This window comes from uncultured Pseudoflavonifractor sp., from assembly GCF_944387805.1.
Classification (GTDB): domain Bacteria; phylum Bacillota; class Clostridia; order Oscillospirales; family Oscillospiraceae; genus Pseudoflavonifractor.
In genome coordinates, this window is record NZ_CALXGI010000039.1 from 1 (window position 1) to 22,751 (window position 22,751).

Below are 22,751 nucleotides of genomic sequence, written 5' to 3' on the forward strand. Positions count from 1 at the left end.
AGCGCAGGACGGCGCCCAGTTCGCTCTCCAGGAGAGCCAGCACGCTCTTCACATCTTCATCCGCCTCGGCGGCAGTGAGGGAGCGGTCGTCAGCACGGAGGACCAGGTTGAAGGCCACGCTCTTCTTGCCGGCGGGAATGGGCGCGCCGGTGTAGATGTCAAAGAGATCCACTTCCTTCAGCAGGCCCTTGGCGCCCCGGAAGATGCAGTCCTCCAGCTGAGCCACAGTGACCGCGGTGTCACATACCACGGCAATGTCCCGGGTCACGCTGGGGAAGCGGGGGAGAGGCTCATACCGGGCCTCGGGCGCCCGCTGGGCCAGCAGCTCCTTAAACTGGAGCTGGGCGGCGAACACATCGCAGTCCATGCCGTAGTTCTGGGCGGTGAGGGGGTGGAGCTGGCCGAACACACCCAGGGATACGCCGTTGGCCTTTACTTCGGCGCAGCGGCCGGGGTGGAAGGCGCCGATGTCGCTGCGGGCCTCAAAGGTCACGTTCTTCACGTTCATGGCCGCCAGAATGGCCTCCACCACGCCCTTGAAGGAGAAGAAGTCCTCACCGCCGCCGTAGGCACCCAGGGAGAGCATCTGCTGCTCGTCGGCCAGGTCCTGGCCCTCCACGGGGGTGTAGACGGTGGCCAGCTCGTACAGCTTGGCGCTCTTGTTGCGGTAGCTGAAGTTGCGGGCCAGGGTCTCCAGCATGGAGGGGAGGGCGGTGGTGCGCATGACGCTGGTGTCCTCACCCAGGGGGTTGAGGATGGTCACGGACTTGCGCTTGGGGGAATCGGCGGGCAGGCGGATCTTGTCGTAGTAGGAGGGAGAGATGAAGGAGTAGGTGATGATCTCACTGAAGCCGAAGCCGCGGCACAGGGTGCCCAGCTTCCGCTCGGCCTTCTGCTTCTCGGTGTAGCCGCCCTGGGTGGTCTCGCCCTTCATCAGGGTGACGGGAATCTTGTCGTAGCCGTGGAGCCGGGCCACCTCCTCGGCGATGTCGGAGTAGTGCTCCACGTCGCTGCGCCAGGAGGGGACAATGATGGTATCGCCGTCCAGGGTGAAGTCCAGCCGTTTGAGCATGGCGCGCATCTCCTCCTCGGAGATATCGGTGCCCAGCAGGCCGTTGATCTTCTCCGGCTCCAGCTTGACAGTGCGGGGGTTCTGGTCGGCGGCGATGACGTCGATGACGCCGTCAATGACCTCGCCGCAGCCCAGCAGCTCCACCAGCTCGCAGGCACGCTGGACGCCCTTGTAGGTGTTCATGGGGTCCAGGCCCTTCTCGTACCGGGCGGAGGCGTCGGTGCGCATGCCCAGGGCGGTGGCGGTGCGGCGGATGGACACGCCGTTGAAGTTGGCGGACTCAAAGACCACCATGGCGGTGTCGCCCACGATCTCGGAGTTGGCGCCGCCCATGACGCCGGCCACGCCCACGGGCTTGTGCGCGTCGCAGATGCACAGCATGGAGGGGGTCAGCTTGCGGTCGTTGCCGTCCAGGGTCTGGATGACCTCGCCCTCACGGGCGGTGCGCACCACGATCTTGCCGCCGTCCACGCAGGAGAAGTCAAAGGCGTGCATGGGCTGGCCGTACTCCAGCATGACGTAGTTGGTGATGTCCACGATGTTGTTGATGGGGCGCACGCCGGAGGCGCGCAGCCGCTCCCGCATCCACAGGGGGGAGGGGGCGATCTTCACGTTGCGCACCATGCGGGCGGTGTACCGGGGGCACAGCTCCGGGTCCTCGATCTCCACGTCCAGCAGCTCGGCGATGCTGGTGCCGTCGGTGCCCCTGACCTCGGGGGTGTGGAGGGAGAGGGGCTTGTCGAAGGTGGCGGCGGTCTCCCGGGCCAGGCCGATGACGCTCAGGCAGTCGGGCCGGTTGGGGGTGATCTCGAACTCCACGATGTGGTCGTTCAGGCCCAGCAGGGTGGGAATGTCGTCGCCGGGCTGGGGGTTTTTGGCGGCCAGGTCGGGGTCGCTCTGGAGGATGAAGATGCCGTCCACAATGCTGTGGGGCCAGTCGTGGTCGGTCATGCCCAGCTCCTTGTAGGAGCACAGCATGCCGTTGGAGGCCTCGCCCCGCAGCTTGCCGGCGGTGATGTGCACGCCGCCGGGCAGCCAGGAGTCGTCCTTGGCCACGGGCACCAGGTCGCCCACGGACACGTTCTGGGCGCCGGTGACGATCTGGACGGTCTCGCCGCCCACGTCCACCTGGCAGATCCACATGTGGTCGGAGTTGGGGTGGCGCTCCATGGACAGCACCTTGCCCACCACCACGTTCTTAATCTCCTGACCCTCCACGGTCACGCCCTCCACCTTGGAGCCGGAGAGGGTCATGGCGTCGCAGTATTCCTTGTCGCCGACGGATACGTCCACGAACTCCGTCAGCCATTTTCTCGAAAGATCCATTCTCTATTCTCGTCCTTTCCGTCCGCCCGGGGACCGGGGGACGCGGTGTATTTCAAAGGTATGGCTCAGAACTGGCTGAGGAAGCGCATGTCGTTCTCGAAGATGAGCCGCAGGTCGGTGATGGAGAAGCGGCGCATGGCCATCCGCTCTACGCCGATGCCGAAGGCGAAGCCGGAGTACACGTCGGTGTCGATGCCGCAGCCCTCCAGCACCTTGGGGTGGACCATGCCGGCGCCCAGCAGCTCAATCCAGCCCTCGCCCTTGCACACCCGGCAGCCCTTGCCGCCGCAGGCGTGGCACTGGACGTCCACCTCGCAGGAGGGCTCAGTGAAGGGGAAGTGGTGGGGACGGAAGCGGGTCTTGGTGCCCTTGCCGTAGAGGGCCTCCACGAAGGCGTTGAGGGTGCCCTTCAGGTCGGCCATGGTGATGCCCTTGTCCACCACCAGGCCCTCCACCTGGTGGAACATGGGGGAGTGGGTGGCGTCCACCTCGTCCTTGCGGTAGACGCGGCCGGGGGCGATGATGCGGATGGGGGGCTTCTGCTTCTCCATGACGCGCACCTGCATGGGGGAGGTCTGGGTGCGCAGCAGGACGGAGGAGTCCTCCTTGATATAGAAGGTGTCGCCCCACTCGCGGGCGGGGTGGCCCTCCTCGGTGTTGAGCTTGGTGAAGTTGTACTCGGCCAGCTCCACCTCGGGGCCCTCGGCCACCTGGAAGCCCATGCCGATGAAGATCTCCTTCAGTTCGTCCAGAGCGATGGACATGGGGTGCTTGTGGCCCAGCTCAGGCCGCTTGCCGGGGATGGTCACGTCCAGCTTCTCGTTCTCCAGCCGCTGGTTGAGGGCGGCCTCCTCAATGGCTTTGTGCCGCTGGGAGAGGGCTTCGGTGAGGGCCTCACGGACTTCGTTGGCCAGCTGGCCCATGACGGGCCGCTCCTCAGCAGACAGGGTGCCCATCATCTTCAGAACGGCGGTGAGCTCGCCCTTCTTGCCCAGGTACTTGACCCGCAGGCCGTCCAGCTCCTGGGCGTCCTTGGCTCCGGCCAGGGCGGCCAGGGCCTCGGCGCGGATCTGTTCCAGTTTTTCCTTCATAGCTGCAACTCCTTTTTCTGGACGACCGGCAAGCCGGCCGCCCTCACTTAACAAGACAGGCGCCCATGTCTGCACAACAAACTTCATGCGCATATGGCCGTTCCGGCCCATGCGCTTTGATTCCATAGCTGTGCTGCCGGAGGCGGCACAGGGCCATTTTTGTTATGCTTTTGCATAACAAAAATGCCTTTCTTCCCAATTGCTTGGGACGAAAGGCAAACCTTCCGCGGTACCACCCGCATTCGCGCGCAGACGCGCACGCACTTGATGCCGCTGTAACGGATGGCAAACCGTCCGCGTCTTTCCCCGCGGCCGCTCCCAGGCGAACCAAGCGCGTGCTCCGCAGGCGGCTCTCAGCCGGTGACCGCCCTTCTCTGCTCCGAAGTTTCCGCGCTATTTTCCTGTTCTTTGCGTTTCATTACCGCACAATATATCACAATGCCGGGAAAATTGCAAGATGAATTTGTGCTTTCTCCCGCTGTGTTGGGGCGAATGAGCGAAGTAGCGTCATGCCGATTGACGGAATGGCCGGAGTGCCCTATAATATAGGCCGATTACAGGGCCTGAGGGCCGGGAAAGAGAGAAAGAGGAGCGTGATCCGCAATGAATATCGCCACAGCGGCGCAGATGCGGGAGATGGACCGGACAGCCATAGAAGAGCGGGGGATTCCCTCGGTACAGCTGATGGAGGCGGCGGCCTGCGCCGTGGCTCGTGTGGTCAGCGAAATGGCCGGAGGCAGGACTGACGGCCGTGCGGTGCTGTTTTGCGGTCCGGGCAACAACGGCGGCGACGGCGTGGCCGCCGCCCGCTTCCTGCTGGAAATGGGCTGGGAGGTGCGCTGCGTCCTGGTAGGCAGGCGGGAGAAGATGAGCGCCGACTGCCGGGAGATGGAGCGCCGCCTGGAACAGTCTGGCGGGAAGCTGGAGGACTTTACAGACTCTGACTCCCAGTTTGCGGCCTGGTGTCTGGAGGCGGACGTGATGGTGGACGCCCTCTTCGGCATCGGCCTGAATGCCGACCTGCGGGGGGACGCGGTGACGGCGGTACAGATGATGAATACCAGCGGCGTGCCGGTGGTGGCGGTGGATATCGCCAGCGGTGTGGAGGCGGACACGGGCCGGGTGCTGGGCATAGCGGTAAATGCTGCAAAGACAGTTACCTTTACACTGCCTAAGGCCGGGCATTTTGTGGGCAAGGGCGGTCTGTGCTGCGGGGCGCTGGAGGTGGTGGACATCGGCATTCCCGACGATCTGATCCGGCGGGAGTCCTACCCGGTGACCACCGTGGACCGGAGCAGGGTGTCCCTGCCCATCCGGCCCCGGGACGCCCACAAGGGCGACTTCGGCCGGGTGTACATCCTGGGTGGAAGCGTGGGCTTTTCGGGCGCACCGGTGATGGCGGCCCAGGCGGCGGTGCGCACCGGCGCGGGCCTGGTGACGGTGGGCGTGCCCGCCCCCATCTGGTCCGTGGCAGCCGCCAAGCTGGACGAGGCCATGCCCCACCCGCTGCCCGCCGGTAAGGACGGCAAGCTGGAGCTGGCAGCCACGGAGCCGCTGCTGGAGCGGCTGAGCGGCCAGGGGGTGTGCCTGCTGGGGCCCGGTCTGGGCCGGTCCAACGCGGTGGATGCGGTGGTGCGGCATGTACTCGCCGAGACCAGCCTGCCCGTGGTGCTGGACGCCGACGGCATAAATGCACTGGCGGGGCATATGGATGTACTGGATGACCGTGGGGCCTGCACGATTCTCACGCCCCACGATGGGGAGTTCGCCCGGCTGACAGGCGCGCTCCCCGGGGAGGACCGGCTGGCCGCTGCCCGAGACTTTGCGGTGGACCACAGCTGCTGCCTGGTGCTGAAGGGGCACCGGACCATCACTGCCTTCCCCGACGGGACAGCCTACATCAACACCACCGGCAACCCGGGAATGGCCAAGGGGGGCAGCGGAGATGTACTCTCCGGCATTCTGGTATCCCTGCTGGGCCAGGGCTTCACGCCCCGTGAGGCGGTGCCGCTGGCAGTGTGGATTCACGGCCGTGCGGGAGACCTGTGTGCCGGGGCCCTGGGGGAGTACAGCATGACCCCCACAGATATCATCCGTATGCTGCCCCGGGTAATACGGGAGCTGACGAAATAATCGGACAGGGAGGAGAGGTTTGTGCGCCGGAGGGCAATCGGTGCACAGATGATAATCCTGGCCCTTGTGCTGCTGGCCGGCTGCGGCCGGGACAGCGGAGGGGACCGGGGGGCGGAGGAGCTGGCGCTGGAGATTCGCACAGAGTACATCGGCATGACAGTCCTGTCCGCCGGGATGGAGGTCACGGCGGACTACGGCGAGCGGGTTTATACCTATGGCATGTCCCTGGCCTGGAGGCAGGAGGAGGGCACTACCCTCACCCTGACCGCGCCCGAGGCTGTGGCGGGGGTGACCTTGCAGGTGAAGGACGGAGAGACCGCCCTGGAGTACGACGGCGTCCGGCTGGAGACCGGGCCGTTATCAGAGGCGGGGATCTCGCCGGTGGATGCAGTACCCGCCCTGCTGCGGCAGGTGCGGGAAGGGTTTATTGCCGCGTGCTGCACGGAGCAGCTGGGAGAACGGGAGGCCCTCCGTGTGTGCTACCGGGCGCCGGAGGCTCAGCCGGGCACTGGTACTGAGACCACGATTTGGTTTGATACTGTCACCCATGCTCTTCTCCGGGGAGAGGTGGCAGTGGACGGCTTTACCGTCCTTCAATGCGTCTTTTCCAACTTTCAGTCCGCATGACACAGCAGGAAAGAAGGCCTTTCGACAAAAAAGACAGGAGGGCTGCCAAGCAGGCAGCCCTCCTGTCTGTGCATAGGGGTCAAGTTCTGTGAGGCTTATTCTCCCTGGCCGTCGTCCTTATGCTCACCGCCGAAGTCGATGACGTTATCCTCCACGGTGGCCTTGGCGGCCTCGGCAGCCGCCTTCTCGGCGGCCTCCTTGGCGTCCAGTTCGGCCAGCTTGCGGCGCAGCTCCTCGCGGCCTGCGGCGTCCAGGCTCTCCAGATACTCCTGGCGGGCCTTCTCGCGGCGCTCCGCAGCTACCTGCTCGCCCTTGCGGCGCAGCTCCTCGCTGGCGGCCTTGCCTTTCTCCAGCGTCTCGGCGCCCTTTTCGGCGCACACCTTGCCCACCTCAACAGCCTTCTCAGTCAGGATGGCGATGGCGCCCACACCTGCCATGGCGATGTTGGCCAGGTCCTTGCCCAGATCTTCTAACATATTAAATTCCTCCTCAAAACAGAAATGTCGGTTTGGTTTCGGATTTCTTTTACTGTCCATATTATAACTGCGGCAGATTCATTTATCATTGCTAAATTATGAACGGCAGATTAATCTTTCCTTTATAACAGGTTAATGCTATAATGTAAGGGACTTTTGCGAATGAGTGAAGAAGGTTGACATATGGAACGTATACAGACAAGAACCTGGCGGGAAATCTCCCTGGCCAATCTGGAACATAATTACCGGACTCTGCGGGCTCTGCTGCCCCGGGGGTGCCGCTTTTTGGGTGTGGTAAAGGCCAACGCCTATGGCAACGGCTCAGTGACTGTGTCCCGCAAGCTGGAGGAACTGGGGGCGGAATATCTGGCGGTGGCCTGTGTGGACGAGGCGGCTGAACTGCGGGCGGCGGGTATCAAAATCCCCATCCTGGTCCTGGGGGACACGCCCGCTGAGTGTGCCGGCGACCTGCTGAAGCTGGACCTGACCCAGAACGTACCCGATCTGGAGACCGCCCAGGCCCTTTCGGCTGCGGCAGTGGCGGCGGGCAGGACCATGAAGGTCCACATGAAGGTGGACACCGGCATGTCCCGGCTGGGCTTTCTCTGTGACGAGGCCCACATGGATGCGTCGGTTGAGGAGCTGGCCCGGGCCAGCCGTCTGCCCGGGCTGGATGCGGAGGGGATTTTCACCCACTTCTCCGACTCTGACGGCAGCGAGGAGTACACCATGCTCCAGTTTAACCGGTTCTTGACCGTGCTGGACCGACTGGCGGAGCGGGGAATCACCTTTCCCATTCGCCACTGCGCCAACAGCGGCGCTGTGCTCCACTACCCCTGTACCCACCTGGATATGGTCCGGCCTGGCATTGCCCTTTACGGCCACTATCCGGCCCCTGACTGCCAGGGGTTGGACGGCCCCGGCTTGCGCCCGGTAATGGAGCTGAAGAGCCGCATTGCGGCAGTGCGGGCGCTGCCTGCCGGGACCTGCGTCAGCTATGGCCGCACCTGCACGCTTCAGCGGGACAGTCTGCTGGCGGTGGTGCCTGTGGGTTATGCGGACGGCCTGCCCCGCCTGTGCTCCAACGGCCTGGAGATGCTGGTGCGGGGGAAGCGGGCTCCCATTGTGGGCCGGGTGTGTATGGACATGTGCATGGTGGATGTGACCGATATTCCCGGCGTCCGGCCCGGAGATGTGGCCACGGTCTACGGCAGCGACGGCGATGATTCCGTCACTGTGGAGGCCGCAGCTGACCGGGCGGGAACCATACAGTATGAGCTGCTCTGCGGCGTCTCCGAGCGGGTGCCCCGGGTGTACGTGGAGTAAGCCGCGCCCGGTGCTTTGCTCTGCGGGCCCGGCCCTGAATGTCCGCCTCTTACGCCTTCGCGCTTCTTTGTCACGCTCCGGCGGCGCCGCGACGCCCGGCTTCCCTCCGGCGCGGGCTTGAAACAGAGCCGCGATGCGGCTCTTCGGTTTCGCGCCCTTGCACTCCGGTCCATCCGGGCTGCGCCGCACGCCTTCGCGCTTCTGCGCATATACTGAAACGGGGGAGAACCGTCCAAACGGACGGGGAGGGGTGCGGAAAACGCGCTTTTTTCGCCGCCCGTGTATAAATCCCGCCGCCCCGTGGGAGAATCATAGTGCTGAGTGTCGGGTCCCGAGAGGGCTGTGACGCCGGTGACTATCAGACCGCGGAGTGTGAGCTTTTGTGGATAACAGCGTAAAACGAGGAGATATTTTTTATGCCGACCTGAGTCCCGTGGTGGGCAGTGAGCAGGGGGGCGTCCGTCCGGTCCTGATCGTTCAGAACGACACCGGAAACCGGCACAGTCCCACCGTGATTGCCGCGGCCATCACCTCCCAGACGGGAAAGGCCCGGCTGCCCACCCATATTGATATCTCAGCCAGAAGCTACGGCCTTCCCAAGGATTCCGTGGTGCTGCTGGAGCAGATCCGCACCCTGGATAAGAAGCGGCTGAGAGAGCATATGGGCAGGCTGGACGAGGAACAGATGCAGCGGGTGGACAACGCCATTGCCGTGAGCTTTGGGCTCCATCCCCAGCAGCTGGTCTGAGTACGGCAGTCAGGAGAAAAAGCGCGCGGGCCGGGGACGGCCCAACAAGCCGTTTCGGCCCGCGCGGCAGAGACTATGATACATAGGAGGACACCATGAAGAAGCACACCCTTTTCACCAAAGTAATGGCGGGCGGTCTGGTCACCGTCACCCTTCTGGGCGTGGCCTTTGCCGCCGGGCAGCAGGGCACTCAGTCCGACCCGCTGGTGACGCTGAGCTATCTGACCCAGAAGGCCACTCCTGAGATCATGAACCAGGTGGACGCCAAGCTGACCGAGCGGGAGACCGCCCTGAAGAAGGAGCTGGACCAGGCCATCCAGGACTACACCAAGGCCATGGAGGACAAGCTGGCCCAGGCTGGCGGGAGCAGCGGGCAGTCGGCGGCCTTTGCGGTGGTGGACGTGGCCGCCGGGCAGAAGCTGACGGCGGGTATCGGATGTGAGATTATGCTCCGTGTGGGCAGCGCGGTGTGCTTCACCGACACGGCCCCCGGCTTCATCGACATGACCGACGGCGGTACCCTGGAGAACGGCCAGGCCCTGGTGAAGAACCACCTGTACATGGCTACCATCGAGGGCCGGGGCTTTACTGCTCAGAACGCGGTGAAGGTGCTGGTCCGTGGCAGTTATACCGTCAGCTGAAGAAGAAAACAAAACCGGCAGCCGGCGCGCAGGAGAGCGCCGGCTGCCGGTTTTGTTTTGTTTGGAATCATCTGCTCAGGCGTCCAGCCCGGAAGGCGCCTGGGCGACGAGGACAACGGTGTTTTTTCTCCGCCAGACCTCCTGGGCTGAGCGGAAGCCTGCCGCCAGCAGCATCTCCTTTTGGTGGGGGACGGCGCAGGGGGTGTCAAAATGGTATTCCAGTCCGGGGTCCAGGCGCTGCTCTTCCCGTATCCGGCGGTATTGAGCGAAGAGAAGGGACTCCTGAGCCAGCGGGTCCGGATACTCATGCTCGGAGAGCATGTAATCGCACTCCACATAAACTCCGCCGGGCTTCAGTGCCTGGCGGATTCTGCGGTAGAGGTCGGTTTTCACGGCGGGCGCATAGTGGTGAAGGGACATGACAGAGAGAGCGGCGTCGTAGCGTCCGGAGCCAAAGTCGTAATCCAGGTAGCTGGCCTGGTGCAGCTCCAGACGCCTGCCCGGATATTTCTCCCGCAGGATGTGGAGCATATCGCCGCAGATGTCCAGACCGGTTACCCGCACGTCCGGAAAGCGCCGGAAGACGGCCTCCAGCTCCAGTCCGGTCCCGACTCCCAAATCCAGAAGGCGGCCGGTATCCTCCGGGAGCCATTGGGCGGGTATCTGCTTGCTCTCCGGACCGCCGTCAATGGTGGCCGGGTGAACCGTGTCGTAAATTTTGCAGCGGCGGCTGAAAAACGCGGACATCTCCTCCAATTCTTCGCAGTTCATCCGGCCTCACTCCGTTCCAGATGTATGATTTTGGTGGCCACGGCGTCCAGAAAGCTGCGGTCGTGCTCCACCAGCAGCATGGTGGGCCGGTATTCCAGAATCAGCTGTTCCAGCTGTATCCGGGAGAACAGGTCGATATAGTTGAGGGGCTCGTCCCAGATATAGAGGTGGGCGCTCTGGCACAGGCTGCGGGCCAGCAGCACCTTTTTCTTCTGCCCGGCGCTGTAACCGGCCATGTCCTTTTCAAACTGGGCCCGGGAGAAGTCCAGCTTCCTCAGGATGGTCCTGAACAGCGTCTCGTCAATGCCGCTCTCGGCGGCGAAGCCGGCCAGGTCTCCCCGGAGAAAGGACGGGTCCTGGGGGGCCGCCGATACCACCAGCCCGGAGGCCAGGGTCAGCGTGCCGGTGTGGGGAATCTCCTGCCCGCATACCAGCTTGAGCAGGCTGGACTTGCCTGTGCCGTTGCGGCCGGTCAGGGCCAGCCGATCCCCCTGCATGAGGGAGAAGGACACCGGGGCGCACACCGGCCCCTGGCCGTAGTCGGCGGCCAGACGGTCCGCCTCCGCCAGGCGCTGTTTGGGGTGGGAGAGGGGGTGGAGCTTCAGCGGCGGCGCCTGTTCGATGTTTTTCAGCAGGGTGCTCTTCTCCTCAGCGGCCTCCCGGCGGCGGTTCTCTGCCGTCTTGGAGCGCTTCATCACCTTGGCGGCCCGGTGGCCCACAAACCCACGGTCGGCGCATCCGGTACCGATCTTAGCGGCCTCCGCCTTGTCCGACCAGGCGGCGGTCCGGCGGGCGGCGGCGTCCAGACGGGCGATGTCCCGGCGGAGCTTTTCGTTTTCCGAGCGCTCCCACTGATCCCGGCGCTGCTTGTTCTCCCACCAGGAGGAGAAATTCCCCTGCTGAAGGTCGAAATTCTGCTTGTTGATGGACAGAATGTGGTCCACACAGCCGTCCAGAAAGGCCCGGTCGTGGGAGACCAGAATAAAGCCCTGCTTCCGGCTCAGGTAGCGGCTCACCACCTGCCTGCCCTCCAGGTCCAGGTGGTTGGTGGGCTCGTCCAGCAGGAGGAACCGGTTGGGGCGGAGGAAGAGGACCGCCAGCAGCAGCTTGGTCTGCTCTCCGTTGGACAGAGAGGAGAAGGGGCGGAAGAGGACCTCAGGGTCCAGCTCCAGGGTGGAGAGCTCCCGGTAGATCTCCCAGCTCTCAGTCTCAGGCAGCAGGGCTTCCGCCACCTCCATGGCGTCCCGCTCCGGACGGGACACGGGGAAAGGGAAGTAGTCAAAGGTCACGGAGGCGGAGATGGTTCCGGCATATTCATATTCGCCCATCAGCAGGCGGAGCAGGGTGGTCTTGCCCCGGCCATTGCGGCCCACCAGCCCCAGCCTCCAGCCGGTGTCCAGCTGAAGGCTGGCGTGCTCAAATACGTTGTCCCAGCTGCCTTCATAGGCGAAGGTCAAATCTGTAATCTGAATCAGAGACATTACAGGTCACCTCACAGGAAAATAAAAATGGACGCAGGAGAAAAGCCCCTGCGTCCATACCAGTGCGGTGACGGTAGGAAAACAGGGAAGATACAACAAGATTTCCTCCTGCCCGGACCACAACAAAACAGAGCAGGCTATACCTGCCCGGCCTGTGTATTCCGGAAAAACAGAAGGTTACTTGCGCATCTTCCCAACTCCAATCATGATAGATAAGTACAGTATAACGAAAGCCCCGCGGATTGTCAACCCAGGACCATCCAGCGGGGCAGTTTTACAGGCTTCATGATTGTCAGCAGACAGAAGAAAACACCGGCGGCCAGCAGGACATCCCCCACGCTGGCGAAGCCGCCTATCAGGGGGATGGGACAGCAGATAACGTCGCCCAGAAAAATCAGCCGGGTGGCGCTGTTCTCCAGGGTGTACATGGGCACGGCTCCGGCAGTGAGCTGGGACAGTCCTTCGGGAGAGAGCAGCCCGGCCGCTGCCGCGGACACCGGCATCCGCCAGCCGTTGGCGGCGATGACCGCCAGATTGCACAGACTGCCCAGACCTGCGAGGGAGGCAGTGCGCTTGAGTCTGCGGTTGCGCCACAGAAAGAGAAAAATCATGGCGTAGGATGACAGGAGCAGCACCGGCGCACAGAGGAGGTAATACTCCGCCGGCAGCAGACCCAGCGCCCGCTGCATCACCAGAGCCAGAATGGGCAGGGGCAGCAGGTAGAGGGGCGTCTCTACATAGTGGACCAGACGGCCGCCGGTGCGCCAGCCCACCACCAGGGCCAGCAGGACAGTCAGAATCAGCATGGGCCGCCTCCCGTCTCCGTCAGTGCCTGAATGCAGCGGGCCAGCACGCCTGACTCGGCCAGCTCAGCGGTGACTATGGCCACCTGGGGATGGAACTGCTTTCCCGCCTCCGCCCGGAGAATACGGCCCGCGTCCCGAGGGGTCCGGGCCTTGCAGTAGGGCCGTGCGCTGGTGATGGCGTCGTAGGCATCGGCAGCGCCCAGAATATAGACCTCCAGAGGGAGGGCATCCCCGGCGGTGCCGTCCGGATAGCCGCCGCCGTCGTAGCGTTCGTGGTGGCTGCGGACGAAAGCCAGAATGTCCTTGTAGGCGTCCATATTCTCCAGAATTCCCACACCCAGCAGCGGGTGGGTCTGGATTACGGTGCATTCCTCCTGGGTCAGAGGGCCGGGCTTTTGCAGAATGGAGTCGGGGATGCCGATTTTGCCCAGGTCATGGAAGAGCGCGCCGGTGCGCAGCCGCTCAATCCGCTTGGCGGGCAGTTCCATCTCCTGGGCAATGCGGCAGGCGTAGGCGCTGACCCGTCCGGAATGGCCCTTGGTATAGGTGTCCTTGGCCTCCAGCGCGGCGGTAAGAGCCTCCACCATGCTGTGCTGCTGCCGCTGGAAGGAGAGATAGAGCTTGAAGGAGTAGCGGGCCAGCAGCAGGGGGAGCATGAACAGCATCGCCAGCCAGATGCCGGCCTTCATCGTCATCAGCATGGAGAGAAAGTAGCCGATGGGGGAGGCACAGGCTATGCTGGGCAGCAATCCCAGGAACATCTGAAAAATGGTCGGATAGAAGGGGGTGCGGTACTCCAGCATATAGAACAGGAGCATGACCACCGAGTTGGTGAACATGGCAGTCAGAATAAAGAGCAGGGCGGGCAGGAGCACGCCGGGCAGGGAGATGTCTCCGGGAACGCCGCCGGCCAGATGGTAGAACACTCCGCCCACCCAGTAGGACAGGGCATGGTCGCCGATGTTGAAAAAGGTCTTGAGCGGCGAGGTGTTGAAGATATGCTGGCAGCCCTTTCCGCTGGGATTGGCGACCACCACAAAGGGAAAGGAGACGGCGCTGATCAGAACCGCGGTCTCGGGACCCAGCAGAAGGGTGGAGGCGAGGATGCTGATGAAGGACAGGTCTACCGTGCAGTCATCGCGGATATACAGGGGGAGACAGCAGCAGATCCAGCTGAGAAACAGCAGAAGAAGCACTGCCTGAAGGGTATCCCGATCCCAGTGCGGGGATTGGTGAACAAAGACAGACCAGCCGGACCAGAGGAGAACTGCCAGACCAAGACAGCCTATGCAGACCAGATAGCCTTTTGAAACAGAACGCATAAGCTTCACTCCTGCCGGCGAAAATTCAAGAGGACAAAAAAGGAGTCCCTGGGGGCCGGAACCATACCGGCGCCCCAGGGGGGACGGGTCAGCGGAGGGTGAAGAACGCGCCGCCAGCCAGAACCAGAGAGACAAGGGAAGTGAGCGCAACAAGCAGCTTCGCCTTATTCATCGAATACAGCCTCCTTGACAGTGATACTCTGTCATTCGCTAGAGACAGGCCATATCCGCTTCGCTAACAGATTAAGAAGAGACGCTCCCCTCGTGGGCAAAGGCGAGGGTAAGAATCCGGCGGTTCACACCGTCCAGTGTGGCCAGAGCCACAGAGAAATTGGGGTCCTCGCCCAGGTAGCAGGCGCCCAGAAGAGACTCGGTTTTTCCTGACTGCTCCAGCCGCAGGCCCACCATAACGGCGGTCTGGCTGCCCATGGGGACCTGTCTGAGTTCTTCCAGGCAAAACCGGCAGCCGGCGGCCAAAAACTGATTGATGGCGTCGGCGGTTGCCTGGGCAATGGCCCGGCTCCGTCCGGCAGAGGAGAGGTCAGAGTGGGCGGTGCCTCTGTGGGATATGTCTCCGATCCGCAGGGAGACTGCCGCATCCACTCCGGCCCGCCCGGTGGACAGCTCTAATTTGTCGCAGATCAGCCGCCGCTGCTGTACTGCGGTGGGGAGGCCGGGGATCTGTGCTACGCTGATGACCCGGTGATCCAGTTCCAGCTGGAACTGGGCCAGCAGGGCGGACTGGATGTCCCGCACAATCTGCTTGGGGGAGCGGGACTGGTCGGAGAGAACATGGACTTCACGGACGGCAGCGCCGTCCGTGACGAACTGGACGCTGAGCACGCCGGCCAGCTTTTCGGTTAACGCTTTCCACTGGGCAGTGTCGGCTGAAGAAAGGACGGTCTGTGCCATGAGGGCCTCCAAAATACAATGTTTCTCGCGATAAAAAGCAAAATGCGGCGGATTTGCACAATATATGTATTCATTATACAGAGTTCGGCAGGAGGACGCAAGCTGATTGCAGAATTTTCCCAGAAAAATGGGCTGGTAAAATAAACCAATCCTGTGCATACAATCTAGGGAGAGGGGGCGGCACGGGTGGAGGAGTTACAGATTGCAGTAAAAAAACCGGAGGGCGAGGTGCGGATACGGGAAGAAGGCCTCCGGGCGGTCATTTCCGCCCGGGGGGCGGATGACGGCGGGGGGCTCTACAAGCTGCACCTGCTGGGGAAGGGGGGCAGTCTGCTGCTGGGCACCATGCTTCCGGAGGGGGGCGTGCTCCGTCTGCGGCGGACAATCCTTGTGGACCAGCTGCGCCGACAGGGGCTGTGGCCGCCCACCGGGGCGGAAATCCGGCTGGCCTACGCCTTCGGGCAGCAGACCGGGGAAGGGACTCAGCCCCCCGCGGGCTGGGTCAGGGAGGACCATCCCGCCCGGCTCATGGGGGAGCAACTGCTCAAAGAGTGCGCCGCTCCGTTGAAAGGGGGCCTGCTCAAACGGGAGGGAGAGGGCTTTGTGCTGGCCCTGCCCTGGGAGCCGGGGGGCGTCTTTCCCATGACGCCCCTGTTCTGCTTTGCGTCGGCGGAGCGGATGGACGGCCGGGGCTACGCCGTGTTCCGGTTCACCGCCCGGGGCTGTCCCCGGCTGCGGCCGGAGCCGGAGAAAAAGGGGCGGTAATCTCCTTGTTCCGGCGGCGCTTGTGTGGTAAACTGCCTGTGACGGCCCGGGAAGGTTGTAACCCGGGCCCCATTGCTGTATAATAATGCCTGCTTAATCAAACGTCCGGCGGCATCCGCTGCCGGCGCAGACATAAGAGACAGAGGTAGAATACCATGGATTATTTTCATCTGAACGCCGCGCCCGACGATATCCGTGCCATCAGCACCCTGGGCCTGGCCCATCTGGGGGACGGCGTGTTTGAGCTGATGGTGCGCTCCTGGCTGTGCCTCCACGGCAAGGCCACCAACAAGGGCCTCCACAAGGCCACAGTGAAGTATGTGGCCGCCCCTGCCCAGGCCGCGGCAGCGGAGAAGATCATCCCCCTGCTCACAGAGGAGGAGGGGGACGTGTTCCGCCGTGGGCGCAACACCAGCCCACACTCGGTGCCCAAGGCGGCCAGCCGGGCCGACTACCAGACCGCCACCGCCCTGGAGGCCCTGTTCGGCTGGCTCTATCTCCAGGGCCGGACCGAGCGGATCAACCAGCTCTTTGAGCTGATGATGGAGGAGTAAACCCATGCCCTTGGACGCGATTTGCCTCTCCGCCGTGGCGGAGGAGCTGAGAGCCGCCGTGCTGGGCGGCAAGATTGATAAGATTTACCAGCCTGTCCGGGACGAGATTGTGATGGCGGTGCGGGGGAGCCGGGAGAACGTGAAGCTGCTCCTCTCCGCCAGCCCCAACCACCCCCGTGTGCAGCTGACCCGTATTACCCGGGAAAACCCGGACACGCCTCCCATGTTCTGCATGCTCATGCGCAAGCATCTCACCGGCGCCCGGATTCTGGACATCACCCAGCCTCCGGTGGAGCGTCTGGTGGAGTTCAGGCTGGAGTGCCTGGATGAGCTGGGGGACCGGGTGGAGCGCCGCCTGGTGCTGGAGCTGATGGGCCGGTCGGCCAACCTGATTCTCCTGGACAGCGAGGGGCGCATCACCGACTGCGTCCGCCGGGTGGAGGGCGACCTGGCCACGGGCAAGCGGCAGCTGCTGCCCGGCCTGTTCTACCATCCGCCTGTGCCCCAGGACAAGCGCAATCCCCTGGACCTGGAGGAGGGGGAGCTGGAGGGGCTGATTGCCGCCGCGCCCGAGGAGGGGGCGGTGGACAAGTGGCTGCTGGACACCTTCAACGGCCTGTCCCCCCTCATCTGCCGGGAGCTGGCTTTCCAGGCCGCCGGAGACTCCGCCGTCCGCTTCTGCCAGCTGGGGGAGAAGGGCAAAGCCCGCCTGCTGGAGCGGATGAACGTCTTTGTCAATTCTGTCAAGGATAAAGAGTTTACACCCTACATGATTCTCAAGGAGGGCAAGCCCACCGACTTCTCCTTCCTGCCCATTCTCCAGTACGGCATGACCGTGGAGCTGCGGCGGATGGAGTCTTTTGGCCAGATGCTGGACAAGTTCTACGCCGACCGGGAGAGTGCCGAGCGGGTGAAGCAGAAAGGCCAGGACCTGGTGAAGTCGGTGACCAGCGCCCGGGACCGCACTGCCCGCAAGCTGAACAACCAGCGCCGTGAGCTGGAGGCCACCCGGGACCGGGAGCGGCTGCGGGAGTGGGGGGATATCATCACCTCCAATCTCCACGCCATGGAGAAGGGCATGAGCCTGCTGCGGGCCATGAACTTCTACGACCCGGAGTGCCGTGAGGCGGAGATTCCACTGGACCCGCTGCTGACGCCCCAGCAGAACGCGGCCAGGTATTATAAGGAGTACAACAAGGCCAAGACCGCCGAGCGGGTGCTCACCGAGCAGATTGCCCGGGGCGAGGGGGAACTGGAGTACCTCAACAGCGTGCTGGAGAACATCACTCTGGCCGAGGGCGAGCGGGACCTCCAGGAGATTCGGCAGGAACTGACCGACACCGGCTATCTCCGCCGCCAGAACAAGGCCGCCAAGCGGGAGAAGCGGGTAGCAGGCAGGCCCATGGAGTTCCGCTCCTCCACGGGGCTGCGAATTTCCGTGGGCAAGAACAACGCCCAGAACGACCAGCTCACCACCAAGATGGCCTACAAGAGCGACATCTGGCTCCACACCCAGAAGATTCACGGCTCCCACGTCATCCTCTGGGCCGAGGGCGGACCGGTGGACGCACAGAGCCTCACCGAGGCGGCCATGCTGGCGGCCTGGTTCTCCCGGGGCCGGGACGGCAAGAAGGTCCCGGTGGACTACACGCCGGTGAAGTATGTGAAGAAGCCGGCTGGGGCCCGGCCGGGCATGGTGGTGTACACCACCTACCAGACTGCCTACGTGGACCCGGACGAAAATCTGGCGGAGAAGCTGAGAGTGAAATAAGTATCGATTTCTCAGGAAAAGCACCGGCTTGTCCGGGGCCACGCTCCGGCGCTTACGCCGTCAAGGTTTCGGCGGGCCGAAACCTTGAACCTGCCCGGATTCACTCCGGGCAGGTTGAGTGAAAAATGGGGTCCCCGCAAAACAAAATTTTGCGGGGCGGACCCGGACGAAAATCTGGCGGAGAAGCTGAGAAGTCAAGTGAAACAGAACGCCGCAAAGGGGGAAGCGTTATGGAACGCTATAACATTCTCGTGGTGGAGGATGACCAGGATATCAACCGGCTCCTCTGCAAGATTCTGGAGGACGGCGGGTACTGCTGCCGCCCCGCTTTTTCGGGCAGCGAGGCCATGCTCTGGGCCGGGCAGTACGACTATGACCTGATTCTGCTGGATCTGATGCTGCCGGGGCTTACCGGCGAGGAGTTTATCGCTGAGCTGCGCAAGAGCAGAACCATGCCCATTATTGTCCTGTCGGCCAAGGCGGGGCTGGAGAGCCGGGTGAACGTGCTCAAGCTGGGCGCAGACGACTTCATCCCCAAGCCCTTTGACAACGCCGAGGTGCTGGCCCGGGTGGAGGCTCAGCTGCGGCGGTACCGGCAATTTTCCTCGCCTGCGGGCGGAGAGAAGCATGTGCTCACCTGGGGGGACCTGACCCTGGACAAGGACAGTATCACTGTCACGGCGGCGGGGAAGGACGTGCCGGTCACCGCCCGGGAGTTTGAGATTCTCGCTCTGCTGATGTCCTATCCCAAGAAGGTATTTACCCGGGAGCAGCTCTATGAACAGGTGTGGGGCGGGGAGTACTTCGGCGACGACAACACCGTCAACGTCCATATCTCCAACCTGCGCGCCAAACTGGCCAAGGTCTCTTCCACCGAGTATATCAAGACGGTATGGGGTATCGGCTTCAAGATGAACGAGGAAGCGCAGGCGTAGGCCCCCGGCCGACACTGGACGGTCGCGGCGGCCAAAGCCCAGAGGCCGCCCGCAGGGCGGAGCCGGGTTTGGCCGGAGTCAGAAGGAAGGGGAGGCGCGCGGGGGCCCAACGTCTGCGTGACAGGGAAGCGCAGGCGTAAATCTCCGCCGGACTAATCCCCGGCTTTATCCTTTCTTCACATTTGCTTAAAGGCGAATTGTTGACTTGCCGTTATACTGGCATCACAATCCAGGAGGGACGGCGCTCCGCCCCTCCCCGAAAGAGAGGTTGATGCCGCAATGGCAGAGAGCGTTCTGGTCACCCGGAACCTGACCAAGAAATACGGTCCGGCCACCGTGGTGAACAATGTTAATCTGAACATCGAGAAGGGGCAGATCTATGGCCTGGTGGGCCGCAACGGCGCGGGCAAGACCACCATTATCCGCATGGTCACCGCCCAGACCGTACCCACCGAGGGGGAGCTTTCCCTCTTCGGCGCCACCGAGCCTGGGGCGCTGGGCAAAATGCGCGCCCGTACCGGAGCCATGGTGGAGATCCCCAGCTTCTACCCCTATCTCACCGCCAAGGAGAATCTGGAGTACTACCGCATCCAGCGGGGCATCCCCGGCAAGGGCTGCGTGGACGAAGTGCTCAGGCTGGTGGACCTGAAGAAGGCGGGCGGGAAGAAGTTCAAGACCTTCTCCCTGGGCATGAAGCAGCGGCTGGGCCTGGCTCTGGCGTTGATGGACCGGCCCGACTTTCTGCTGCTGGATGAGCCCATCAACGGTCTGGACCCGGAGGGCATCGTGGAGCTGCGCAACCTGCTGCTGGACCTGAACCGGGAGCGGGAGACCACCATCCTTATCTCCAGCCACATTCTCTCCGAGCTGGAGAACCTGGCCACGCACTACGGCTTTATTGACAACGGCCGCATGCTGGAGCAGATTTCCGCCAAGGCCCTGAAGGAGAAGTGCCGGGCCTGCCTGGAGCTGGCGGTGGACAGCGCGCCGGCGGCGGCCCGCGCCCTGGAACAGGGCCTGGGTGTCCGGGACTACGAGGTCCTGCCCGACAATATCATCCGCCTGTACTGCCACCTGGACGAGCCCGCCCGGGTGACCCAGCTGCTGGTGGAAAACGGCGTGGCGCTCCGCTCCATCGAGCAGAAGGGCGCCAATCTGGAGGACTACTTCCTGTCTCTGATTGGGGGTGTGCGCCATGATTAACTATATGCGCGCTGAGTTCTATAAGGCGTTCCACCGCAAATATACCTACGGCTTCCTGCTGGTCGTTCTTCTGTGTGAGGCTCTGCTGGTGGCTGGCTGGGCCTTTACCAACGCCAACGGCAACGATGTGGACTTTGCCTCCGGCGCCGGCATCCTGTGCCTCATGATGGGCGTGGGCCTGTACTGTACGCTCCTCACCGGCGACATGGTCTTTTCCGACCAGTACAAGTTCAACACCCTGAAAAACGAGGTGTCCTACGGCCTGCCCAGAGCCCGCATCTACCTGGGTAAGCTGATTGTGTCCTGTGTCACCGCCCTGGTGCTCTGCGTCATTATCCTGTGCGCCTATGTAGGAATGTGCTGGGTGGTGCTGCCTCACGGCACAGGGGTGGCCGAAACCATGCGGCAGATTGGCTACTGCATCCTTGTGGCCCTGCCTGTATGGCTTGGCGCTCAGGCCCTGGTGCTCATGTTCTATTTCCTGCTCAAGAGCAGCACGGTGGCCGCGTTCATCTTTATGGGTGTCATCATCGCCGTGCCGGAGATTATCAAACTGCTGTCGGCGCTTGTGAATCCGATATTCCAGTATGTTTATATGGTCCTGCTGACCACGCCGCTGGATCTGGCGCCCAACAATTTCGGGGACATGGGCCTGCTGGGTCTCTCCTGGGCGGTAGGCGCCGGATGGTTCGCGGCCACCACGCTGGTGGGACTTATTTTCTTCCGGAAGCGGGAAATCAGCTGATAAAAGGGGGCGGTCCTGTGCTTAACTATATCAAAGCGGAGCTGTACCGGGCCGCCCACCACATGACAGTCTATCTGGTGTCCGGCATTTTGCTGGCCCTGGCCCTTGCCTTCGCCACCATGTGGGTGGGGCCGTTTACCTTCCCCAATATGGCGGCGCTGCTGAGCGTCACCATGCCGGTGGGGCTGTTTATGGCCGCCGTTATGGACGTAGTGGTGGTGTCCGGCATACACCGGACAGGCAGTCTGAAAAACGAGCTGTCCTTCGGCATTCCCCGGAGCCGGATCTATCTGGGCAAGCTGACGGCCGCCTTTCTGCTGTCCGTCATGCTCTGCGCCCTGGTGCTGGGGGGCTTTCTGGGCCTGTCCTGTCTGCTGACTGCGCCGGGCGATCCGGAAGAAACCAGAGTGGTCCTGGCCGTTCTGGGATATGTGGTGGCAGCCTCTTTCCCGCTGTGGCTGGGGGCGCTGAGCGTGACCCACATGCTGTTCTTCGCGCTGAAAAGCGAAGTGATGGCGGCCTGCCTGACCGCCTATCTCCTCCTGCTGGGGGAGCCGATGACTGCCATATTTACCATGATCAACTCGGAGACCATTGCCGCCCCGGCCCGGGCGGTGCGGGAGGTGATGCTCACCACACCTTTCTGGAAATATGAGGGCGAGTTGACATGGCAGCTGATGGCCCAGAACTGGGCCATCGGCCTGGGGTGGCTGGTGGTGAGTACGGCAGTGGGCCTGTGGGTGTTCCGCCGCGCGGAGATAAAATGATGGATTCCCGGCCAGCCGGGGAGGGACAAAACCGCCGGGCGGCGTCCATTGGGGCGCATCCCCGGCGGCTTTGCCGCTGTTGAAAGGGGAAGGCGAGATGTTTCTGCTGATTCTGTCTGTGATCGCGCTGGCGCTGCTCTGCGCGGGCCTGGGTATCCGGGTCTATGCGGTGGAGCGGGCTCTCCGATCCGCCGCCGCGCAGCTGCGGGAGCGGGAGGAGAAGGGCAGCAGCGTCCGCATCCTGATGGCCGCGCCCAATTCCTCGGCCGAGCAGCTTATTTCCGCCGTCAACAGCCTTCTGGAGCTGCGCCAGGCAGAGGAGGCGGACTACCGCCGCCGGGAACAGGCTCTCCGGCAGCAGATCGCCAACGTGTCCCACGACCTGCGTACCCCCCTCACCTCCATCATCGGCTATCTCCAGCTGTTGGCTGGAGACACACTGTCTCCGGCTGAGCGGGAGGAGTACCTGAGTATTATTGAAGGGCGTGCCCGCGCCCTCCAAAGCCTGATTGGCAGCTTCTACGACCTGTCCCGCCTGGACGGGGACGAATACCCCATCGCCCGGGAGCGGGTGGACCTGTATGGCATCCTCAGCGAGCTGGTGGCGGGTTTCTACAACGATCTGACTGCCTCCGGGCTGGATGTGTCGGTGGAGCTGGCAGAGGGCCTGCCCTATGTGTGGGGAGATGCCGCCGCCGTGCTCCGGGTGTTCACCAACCTGCTCCGCAACGCCCTGGAACACGGGGTGGGGACATTGGCCATCAGGCTGTACCGGGAGGGGGATGTGATAGTGAGCGCCTTCTCCAACGGGGCGGGGGGACTGACAGAGGAGGATGTGCCTCACGTGTTTGACCGCTCCTTTACCTCGGACAAAAACCGCACCAGCCACAATGCGGGATTGGGCCTGGCCATTGTAAAAGCCTTGGCAGAGCAGATGGGGTGCCGGACCCAGGCGGCCCTGGAGGGCCCGGAGTTTGTCATTCGTGTGTTCTGGAAGATTGCCGGTGAGCGTTAAGACCACCACTGTACCCGCTGGACTATGGTCCGGCGGGTATTTTGCAACTCCGCTTTATTACGGGCAAGAGCGCTTTACATAGGTGAAGTGTATTGACAATCGAAAACGAACATGCTATTCTTGCGATAAATGGGTTGGTCTAACAAACTATCTGTCATACTGACTTTTTGAAAGGTGGAGAACAGAATGGCAAAGATTGTACGGAAGGAAGAGCTGAATCCCAGCGTCACGCTGCTGGAAGTGGATGCGCCGAAGATTGCCCGG

The 22,751-nt window shown here is 63.0% G+C and carries 21 protein-coding genes; 13 read left to right on the top strand and 8 right to left on the bottom strand.

The features are described 5' to 3' along the window. Both pheT and pheS read right to left on the bottom strand, forming a co-directional pair. On the bottom strand, positions 1–2,398 hold a 2,398-nt coding region (pheT, locus tag Q0K06_RS09500; RefSeq protein WP_294551606.1), incomplete at its 3' end, for a phenylalanine--tRNA ligase subunit beta. A 65-nt stretch (positions 2,399–2,463) separates the two neighbouring features. After that, positions 2,464–3,489 (bottom strand): phenylalanine--tRNA ligase subunit alpha, encoded by a 1,026-nt coding sequence (gene pheS, locus Q0K06_RS09505; protein ID WP_294551608.1) that lies wholly within the window; start codon positions 3,487–3,489, stop codon positions 2,464–2,466. Between the two features lie 603 nt (positions 3,490–4,092). Here pheS and Q0K06_RS09510 point away from each other — a divergent pair. Then, positions 4,093–5,622, top strand: coding sequence for an NAD(P)H-hydrate dehydratase (locus Q0K06_RS09510; RefSeq protein WP_294551609.1), 1,530 nt, complete (start codon positions 4,093–4,095; stop codon positions 5,620–5,622). 21 nt (positions 5,623–5,643) lie between these two features. Beyond that, positions 5,644–6,249 carry a hypothetical protein gene (locus tag Q0K06_RS09515; protein ID WP_294551611.1) on the top strand — a complete coding sequence of 202 codons (606 nt, stop codon included), beginning with the start codon at positions 5,644–5,646 and terminating at the stop codon, positions 6,247–6,249. Positions 6,250–6,344: 95 nt separating this feature from the next. Here the strand turns inward: Q0K06_RS09515 and Q0K06_RS09520 are convergent, their stop codons facing one another. Beyond that, positions 6,345–6,725, bottom strand: coding sequence for a hypothetical protein (locus tag Q0K06_RS09520; protein ID WP_294551613.1), 381 nt, complete (start codon positions 6,723–6,725; stop codon positions 6,345–6,347). A 183-nt stretch (positions 6,726–6,908) separates the two neighbouring features. Here Q0K06_RS09520 and alr point away from each other — a divergent pair, with 183 nt between their 5' ends. The 3 genes from alr to Q0K06_RS09535 all read left to right on the top strand — a co-directional run bounded on the left by alr (position 6,909) and on the right by Q0K06_RS09535 (position 9,440). Next, entirely contained in the window at positions 6,909–8,051 is a 1,143-nt protein-coding gene (alr, locus tag Q0K06_RS09525; RefSeq protein WP_294551615.1) for an alanine racemase, read from the top strand. A gap of 382 nt (positions 8,052–8,433) precedes the next feature. Continuing rightward, positions 8,434–8,799, top strand: a complete 366-nt coding sequence (locus Q0K06_RS09530; RefSeq protein ID WP_294551617.1) for a type II toxin-antitoxin system PemK/MazF family toxin — start codon at positions 8,434–8,436, stop codon at positions 8,797–8,799. Positions 8,800–8,894: 95 nt separating this feature from the next. Beyond that, positions 8,895–9,440, top strand: coding sequence for a hypothetical protein (locus Q0K06_RS09535; protein WP_294551620.1), 546 nt, complete (start codon positions 8,895–8,897; stop codon positions 9,438–9,440). 75 nt (positions 9,441–9,515) lie between these two features. On the opposite strand, the gene Q0K06_RS09540 is transcribed toward Q0K06_RS09535, so the two are convergent. The 5 genes from Q0K06_RS09540 to Q0K06_RS09560 form a co-directional block, all read right to left on the bottom strand. Next, positions 9,516–10,211 (bottom strand): class I SAM-dependent methyltransferase, encoded by a 696-nt coding sequence (locus tag Q0K06_RS09540; RefSeq protein WP_294551623.1) that lies wholly within the window; start codon positions 10,209–10,211, stop codon positions 9,516–9,518. Next, positions 10,208–11,692: a ribosomal protection-like ABC-F family protein gene (abc-f, locus tag Q0K06_RS09545; protein WP_294551626.1), complete on the bottom strand. Its 1,485-nt coding sequence runs from the start codon at positions 11,690–11,692 to the stop codon at positions 10,208–10,210. Before abc-f ends, Q0K06_RS09540 begins: the two co-directional genes overlap by 4 nt. A 245-nt stretch (positions 11,693–11,937) precedes the next feature. Next, the gene (locus Q0K06_RS09550) at positions 11,938–12,498 is read right to left on the bottom strand and encodes a DUF5317 domain-containing protein (protein ID WP_294551628.1); all 561 of its coding nucleotides are present in this window, start codon (positions 12,496–12,498) and stop codon (positions 11,938–11,940) included. After that, the gene (locus Q0K06_RS09555; RefSeq protein ID WP_294551630.1) at positions 12,492–13,820 is read right to left on the bottom strand and encodes an HD domain-containing phosphohydrolase; all 1,329 of its coding nucleotides are present in this window, start codon (positions 13,818–13,820) and stop codon (positions 12,492–12,494) included. The genes Q0K06_RS09550 and Q0K06_RS09555 overlap by 7 nt, the downstream gene beginning before the upstream one ends. A gap of 243 nt (positions 13,821–14,063) precedes the next feature. Continuing rightward, a complete protein-coding gene (locus Q0K06_RS09560) occupies positions 14,064–14,732 on the bottom strand; it encodes a hypothetical protein (RefSeq protein ID WP_294551632.1) in 669 nt (222 codons plus the stop codon). A 186-nt stretch (positions 14,733–14,918) separates the two neighbouring features. Here Q0K06_RS09560 and Q0K06_RS09565 point away from each other — a divergent pair, with 186 nt between their 5' ends. The 8 genes from Q0K06_RS09565 to Q0K06_RS09600 all read left to right on the top strand — a co-directional run bounded on the left by Q0K06_RS09565 (position 14,919) and on the right by Q0K06_RS09600 (position 22,487). Further along, on the top strand, positions 14,919–15,497 hold the full coding sequence (locus Q0K06_RS09565) for a hypothetical protein (protein WP_294551634.1): 579 nt from the start codon (positions 14,919–14,921) through the stop codon (positions 15,495–15,497). 155 nt (positions 15,498–15,652) lie between these two features. After that, on the top strand, positions 15,653–16,051 hold the full coding sequence (locus tag Q0K06_RS09570; RefSeq protein ID WP_006574352.1) for a ribonuclease III domain-containing protein: 399 nt from the start codon (positions 15,653–15,655) through the stop codon (positions 16,049–16,051). A 4-nt stretch (positions 16,052–16,055) separates the two neighbouring features. Continuing rightward, on the top strand, positions 16,056–17,822 hold the full coding sequence (locus Q0K06_RS09575; protein ID WP_294551635.1) for an NFACT RNA binding domain-containing protein: 1,767 nt from the start codon (positions 16,056–16,058) through the stop codon (positions 17,820–17,822). 230 nt (positions 17,823–18,052) lie between these two features. Next, positions 18,053–18,757: a response regulator transcription factor gene (locus Q0K06_RS09580; RefSeq protein ID WP_294551637.1), complete on the top strand. Its 705-nt coding sequence runs from the start codon at positions 18,053–18,055 to the stop codon at positions 18,755–18,757. A gap of 279 nt (positions 18,758–19,036) precedes the next feature. Continuing rightward, a complete protein-coding gene (locus Q0K06_RS09585; RefSeq protein WP_294551639.1) occupies positions 19,037–19,960 on the top strand; it encodes an ABC transporter ATP-binding protein in 924 nt (307 codons plus the stop codon). Next, the gene (locus tag Q0K06_RS09590; protein WP_294551641.1) at positions 19,953–20,705 is read left to right on the top strand and encodes an ABC transporter permease; all 753 of its coding nucleotides are present in this window, start codon (positions 19,953–19,955) and stop codon (positions 20,703–20,705) included. The genes Q0K06_RS09585 and Q0K06_RS09590 overlap by 8 nt, the downstream gene beginning before the upstream one ends. A gap of 17 nt (positions 20,706–20,722) precedes the next feature. After that, positions 20,723–21,472 (top strand): hypothetical protein, encoded by a 750-nt coding sequence (locus Q0K06_RS09595; protein WP_294551645.1) that lies wholly within the window; start codon positions 20,723–20,725, stop codon positions 21,470–21,472. Between the two features lie 97 nt (positions 21,473–21,569). Beyond that, positions 21,570–22,487 (top strand): HAMP domain-containing sensor histidine kinase, encoded by a 918-nt coding sequence (locus Q0K06_RS09600; protein WP_294551647.1) that lies wholly within the window; start codon positions 21,570–21,572, stop codon positions 22,485–22,487. The last annotated feature ends 264 nt before the right edge of the window (positions 22,488–22,751 follow it).

Bases quoted from the DNA above. Each gene is read 5' to 3' on its own strand.
- Q0K06_RS09575 (WP_294551635.1), top strand. From the start codon at position 16,056: ATGCCCTTGGACGCGATTTGCCTCTCCGCCGTGGCGGAGGAGCTGAGA.
- alr (WP_294551615.1), top strand. From the start codon at position 6,909: ATGGAACGTATACAGACAAGAACCTGGCGGGAAATCTCCCTGGCCAAT.
- abc-f (WP_294551626.1), bottom strand. From the start codon at position 11,692: ATGTCTCTGATTCAGATTACAGATTTGACCTTCGCCTATGAAGGCAGC.
- Q0K06_RS09535 (WP_294551620.1), top strand. From the start codon at position 8,895: ATGAAGAAGCACACCCTTTTCACCAAAGTAATGGCGGGCGGTCTGGTC.
- Q0K06_RS09510 (WP_294551609.1), top strand. From the start codon at position 4,093: ATGAATATCGCCACAGCGGCGCAGATGCGGGAGATGGACCGGACAGCC.
- pheS (WP_294551608.1), bottom strand. From the start codon at position 3,489: ATGAAGGAAAAACTGGAACAGATCCGCGCCGAGGCCCTGGCCGCCCTG.
- Q0K06_RS09560 (WP_294551632.1), bottom strand. From the start codon at position 14,732: ATGGCACAGACCGTCCTTTCTTCAGCCGACACTGCCCAGTGGAAAGCG.
- Q0K06_RS09555 (WP_294551630.1), bottom strand. From the start codon at position 13,820: ATGCGTTCTGTTTCAAAAGGCTATCTGGTCTGCATAGGCTGTCTTGGT.
- Q0K06_RS09550 (WP_294551628.1), bottom strand. From the start codon at position 12,498: ATGCTGATTCTGACTGTCCTGCTGGCCCTGGTGGTGGGCTGGCGCACC.
- Q0K06_RS09585 (WP_294551639.1), top strand. From the start codon at position 19,037: ATGGCAGAGAGCGTTCTGGTCACCCGGAACCTGACCAAGAAATACGGT.
- Q0K06_RS09580 (WP_294551637.1), top strand. From the start codon at position 18,053: ATGGAACGCTATAACATTCTCGTGGTGGAGGATGACCAGGATATCAAC.
- Q0K06_RS09600 (WP_294551647.1), top strand. From the start codon at position 21,570: ATGTTTCTGCTGATTCTGTCTGTGATCGCGCTGGCGCTGCTCTGCGCG.
- Q0K06_RS09570 (WP_006574352.1), top strand. From the start codon at position 15,653: ATGGATTATTTTCATCTGAACGCCGCGCCCGACGATATCCGTGCCATC.
- Q0K06_RS09520 (WP_294551613.1), bottom strand. From the start codon at position 6,725: ATGTTAGAAGATCTGGGCAAGGACCTGGCCAACATCGCCATGGCAGGT.
- Q0K06_RS09540 (WP_294551623.1), bottom strand. From the start codon at position 10,211: ATGAACTGCGAAGAATTGGAGGAGATGTCCGCGTTTTTCAGCCGCCGC.
- Q0K06_RS09590 (WP_294551641.1), top strand. From the start codon at position 19,953: ATGATTAACTATATGCGCGCTGAGTTCTATAAGGCGTTCCACCGCAAA.